Here is a 4410-nt window from a genome sequence, read left to right as displayed (position 1 = left end):
TCGGCCAAGTCGCGTTATGACGTGAACCGTCAGCTGGGGCTGGTGGAGGGTAGGTGGGTATAAAAAATGGATAACTACAACCAAGCCAGTCAACGGTTATACAAGGATGCAAAGACTACTTTACGTTGCGTTGTGGCCATTTAATCGCAGGCCAATGAATAGGGTGAGTGATGGTAATCTTTGATCAGAGTTTGAAGCTGGTTGTTGAATGTCTTAAGTCGATACTGCCAGGCGTTGCGCCTGATGCAGTGCGGGTTATCCGTGATATGCAGGGTAAATTATTTGTTGTGGTGCCAGACAGTATTTCTGAAGAAGTGATTGGAGAGCTGAATCAGCAGTTGTTTGCAGTTCTTGAGCATTATGCTGGCTCTAAAACTCCTGCCGTGTGTATATCCGATACCTTGACTGGTCAGGCTTTGTTGCAGGAGCCTCATGTTATTCAGCAGGTTGATGATTACTCTGTGTATCTGATTGAGCGCCGTGCCATGGGGGAAGACTGGGTCCCTGTGTGTCAACCTAAGCCTGAGCCAACTGATTTTGAGATAACATACAAATCAGGGCATCCCAAGGCTGCCAAGTGCTGATGGCGTCATACGCCGCAATCGCATTCTGCGCCTCTAGCACCTCTCTGGGTGGTGCAATCACCCGCTTACCCTCAAGCATGGCGGTAATTTGCTCTTCGCTCAGGGTGTTACCCTCGATAGCCAGCGACCACTGCACTGTGCGTATACGATTCACTTTGCGAAGGCGCAGCAGCCTCTCCTGCTCAAACTCAGCGGTTAAGCGACCAATCGCCTGACTGATGTCGGCCACCAGATTCAGGATCTCGCTGGTGATGGTAAAAGGCGGTTGATCACTCATCTCAGGCCGCCGCCTCGGCATCCGGCCTGGGAAAGCTCAGCAGCAGGTCGCGGTAATATTCGTACTGCTTCTGGCGCAGCTGGATTTCGCGGGGCAAGCCTTCGGTGATGGAGGTCGTCAGGGTGTCGAACTTGTCGAGGATTGATGCGATACGAGATTGCTGTTCAATAGACGGAATAGGGATCTTTAAAACCTGAAGCTTCCCGACTGCTAAGCCGGGTTGTGCTGATTGCGATGCGTACTGATTAAGGTTCATAACGGTCAGTACATGAAACGCCCAATCAATATTGAGTCCATCATTCGCAGTGACCACAACCGCATGCTCTGTAGCATAAAACTGTCTTTTCATGCGCTGAACATTTCCACAAAGTGCACCTTGCCTACCAATAAGCAAATACTCACCGTCATGACTCCTTTCTTTCACATAGCCGCGAATACCATTCCCGCCAAAACAAGGGTAAATATATTTCTCGTTAGCAGTTTGCATGATCTTGCTTGCCGAAATATGTTGACCCGCTCGCATTTGAAAGACGTCCCCCAGCGTCTTCCACTCCACTTCCTCTTCTTCAAAACTCAACAACTGGTCACGGTAATGGTTGTATTGTTTTTTGCGCATCCACCTCCACCCCATCCAGCAGTTTGTCCATAAAACTCAGTTCATTCATTGGTCTTCTCTCTGCAATTCCCGCTCGATTTGTTCAATACTGGGTAGATTGCTTTCCAGTTGGTGATACTAGGGCAATTGTGCAACAGGCTGTTGCACAAATTCACTCAGCCAGCTGGCGTAGCCCTCTGGGCGCTTGGTCAAGCCAATGGGTTGGTTGCTCATCTCAAGTCTTTCCCAACTTTTTAATACTGCTGTCTTCAGTCAGCAAATGCATCTGTTGAATGGCGGTATTGTTCAGCAGTGTTAAGCGCTCATCCTGAGGAAGTGCCTGCTGGATAAAGTGGGCATTCAGGGTTTCAAGGTTGGCTAAGCACACCAACTGCGAGACATTCGCGTAGTCGCGCATATTGCCATCTTTTTCTGGGTTTTCATCACGCCATTGTTTGGCGGTTTTTCCAAACAGAGCCATGTTCAAAAGATCCGCTTCGGAAGCAAATACCAGACTGGTTTGCTGTGGTGTCAGGGTGGGTGGGATCAGGTTTTCTTTAACGGCATCGGTATGGATGCGGTAATTGATTTTAGTCAACTGGCGCCTCACATCCCAGCCAAGCTGCTGGTGTTCTGCTTCCTTGAGGCGCTGGAATTCTTTAATAAGATAGAGCTTGAACTCAACAGATACCCAGGATGCGAATTCAAAAGCAATATCCTTGTGCGCATAGGTGCCACCATAACGCCCCGCCTTTGAGACCAAACCGATAGCCTGGGTCGAGGTGATCCATTGTTTTGGTGTAAGGGTAAAGCTGTTTAAGCCTGCCTGTTTTCTAACCCCGTCGAATTCGACGGGGTTAAAGTCTGGATTATGAAGTTGCTCCCATATCCCGAGGAGTTCGAGCGTGTTGCGGTTTCGAAGCCAATTCCTAATTAAATCATCGGGATGGTCTGGATTCTTTGATTTGGCAATATCCGTAAGACAAATAAAATCATTTTGGTCGATGGTTTTAACTTTTATTTCAGTGCTTAAAACTTCGATAGTTTTATTGTTCGACATCTGACTCATATCCCTCTATTTCCACGACAATGGCATCTATCTCTGCCCGCAGTTGCTCGATTCTGGCGACGGTGGTTTTCAGCTCGGCATTCAACTGGGTGATGTTGACCTGTTCGCGGTTGTCTTTGGCTTCTACATAACTGCTGACGGAAAGGTTGTAGTCGTTGGCGGCGATTTCTTCCAGGGGTACAGAGCGGGCGAAGTGGTCGATGTTTTCCTTGAAACATGCTGCGGGGTGAAAAACTCTCCACCGGATTTACCGGCAGTGGCGGCATAGTTGGAGATCAGAAATTCGTAGGCATCACCAAACAAGTCGATGTGACTGTTCTCACCTTTTGCAAAAATATCATGGCCAAAATCTAAGGCCGCCACCCCTTTTAGTACCGCAGCCAGACGCAGGTTTTTATCTTTTACGGTATTACCCAGACGGTTGCTGGTAGTGTCGAAATCAGCAAACAGGCCTTTGATGTCACTTTCTGAGGGGTAACCATTGGCCGAGCTTTCGATTGCAGCAAAAATAGCCGCCAGATCGGTATTCAGGCTTTCGTTGCTATGGGCGTTCTTGGCAACCTTGCTGAACAGCTGGCTGGGGTAGATAAAATAACCCTTGGTTTTAATAGCGTCGTCTTTGATGTCAGGCGTGATCACGTTATCGGGCAGGCTGGCGTACTGGATGCTCTCGTCACCGGCTTCGATATAATTGACAAAGTTTTCACTAATAAAGCGGTAAAACAGGGTGCCAAGTACATACTGCTTAAAATCCCAGCCATCGACTGAACCACGTACATCATTGGCAATGGCCCAGATTTGGCGTTGCAGGGCGGCGCGTTGTTGGGTGCTGGTCATGCTGGTTTTCCTTTTAATATCAATCAAATAATGTTGCTGGTGCTGGTTTGTAAGTCATCGCCAGCAGCTGCTGTTGCAGTGCTGCCGCATCCAGCGGCTGTTCACTGATTAGCTCCAGCCGGGAATCGCGCCGATAAGCCACCGGCTGCACCACCAGTTCTGACCCTACCTTGTTAAAACTGCGCCAGGTTTTACTGCCCACCCGGAACACCCCTTTCAGGCGTAGCAGGTCTTTTTGTTGATCCACCCACTGATATAAACGATCTTCATCAAAGGCATCATCCCGATGGAACACCCAGCCTACTGAATAAGCACCCAGCCCATCACCCTGCTGGCAAACCGGCTGTCCCGGTTGCGGCATAGCCAGAAATGGCAAGGTCACTCCACCCTGACGAATCAGACTGGCAGTGTTGTCATGCCCTGCCACCTGTTTCTGCTCGCGGCTGGCAGCAATCAGCTGCACAGCAGAATCCAGCACACTCAGGGGTAACTGCCCCTGCTGACAAGTCAGCACCGCCAGTTTGGGTGGAAACAACTGCCCTGCCTGTTGTACTGCCAATGCGGTTTGTTCCGGTGTTGCCAAATCACTTTTGTTAAAAACCAGAATATCAGCCAGCGAAATCTGATCCTGAAAGGTTTCGTGTGCCATGACACGCGGGTCATCCAGCTGGCGGGCATCCACCAGGGTGATCACCGGATGAAGCTCCAGCACTTCGTTAAACTGCTCACCCTGTAACAGATCCAGAATACCGGCGGGATGCCCCAGCCCGGTGGGTTCGATAAACAACCGATCCGGTTTAAAACGCTGCAGCAGATTCACCAGCGTTACCGACAGGGTCAGCCCCAGTGCACAACAGATGCAACCCCCGGGAATTTCCTTTACCTGAATGCCATCATCGGTATCCAGCAGGCTGGCATCCACCCCGATCTGCCCGAACTCGTTCACCACCAGTGCCCAGCGCTCTCCTTCCGGTTTTTGTGCCATCAGGTGATTGATGGCGGTGGTTTTGCCAACACCCAGAAAACCGGTGATCAGGTGGACAGGAAT

The 4410-nt window shown here is 50.0% G+C and carries 6 protein-coding genes; all 6 read right to left on the bottom strand.

What is annotated here, in order from left to right; genetic code table 11:
- Window positions 1-516: 516 nt before the first annotated feature.
- Window positions 517-861, bottom strand: coding sequence for a hypothetical protein (locus IBX50_RS17625; RefSeq protein WP_292257608.1), 345 nt, complete (start codon window positions 859-861; stop codon window positions 517-519).
- Window position 862: 1 nt separating this feature from the next.
- Complete coding sequence (locus tag IBX50_RS17620; RefSeq protein ID WP_292257607.1) at window positions 863-1477, bottom strand: restriction endonuclease subunit S; 615 nt, start codon at window positions 1475-1477, stop codon at window positions 863-865.
- Window positions 1478-1691: 214 nt separating this feature from the next.
- Window positions 1692-2516, bottom strand: coding sequence for a KilA-N domain-containing protein (locus IBX50_RS17615; RefSeq protein WP_292257606.1), 825 nt, complete (start codon window positions 2514-2516; stop codon window positions 1692-1694).
- Window positions 2503-2691 carry a hypothetical protein gene (locus tag IBX50_RS20780; protein WP_366930748.1) on the bottom strand — a complete coding sequence of 63 codons (189 nt, stop codon included), beginning with the start codon at window positions 2689-2691 and terminating at the stop codon, window positions 2503-2505. Before IBX50_RS20780 ends, IBX50_RS17615 begins: the two co-directional genes overlap by 14 nt.
- Window positions 2649-3362, bottom strand: a complete 714-nt coding sequence (locus tag IBX50_RS17610) for a type I restriction-modification system subunit M N-terminal domain-containing protein (RefSeq protein WP_292257605.1) — start codon at window positions 3360-3362, stop codon at window positions 2649-2651. The genes IBX50_RS20780 and IBX50_RS17610 overlap by 43 nt, the downstream gene beginning before the upstream one ends.
- A 19-nt stretch (window positions 3363-3381) precedes the next feature.
- The coding region (locus IBX50_RS17605) for a GTP-binding protein (RefSeq protein ID WP_292257604.1) at window positions 3382-4410 on the bottom strand (1029 nt) is incomplete at its 5' end.

The sequence above is a fragment of the Marinospirillum sp. genome, assembly GCF_014859565.1.
The sequence above is the reverse complement of the archived record's forward strand: the minus strand, read 5'-3'. Positions and strand labels throughout refer to the sequence as shown.

Bases quoted from the DNA above. Each gene is read 5' to 3' on its own strand.
- IBX50_RS17625 (WP_292257608.1), bottom strand. From the start codon at position 861: ATGAGTGATCAACCGCCTTTTACCATCACCAGCGAGATCCTGAATCTG.
- IBX50_RS17620 (WP_292257607.1), bottom strand. From the start codon at position 1,477: ATGCGCAAAAAACAATACAACCATTACCGTGACCAGTTGTTGAGTTTT.
- IBX50_RS17615 (WP_292257606.1), bottom strand. From the start codon at position 2,516: ATGTCGAACAATAAAACTATCGAAGTTTTAAGCACTGAAATAAAAGTT.
- IBX50_RS17610 (WP_292257605.1), bottom strand. From the start codon at position 3,362: ATGACCAGCACCCAACAACGCGCCGCCCTGCAACGCCAAATCTGGGCC.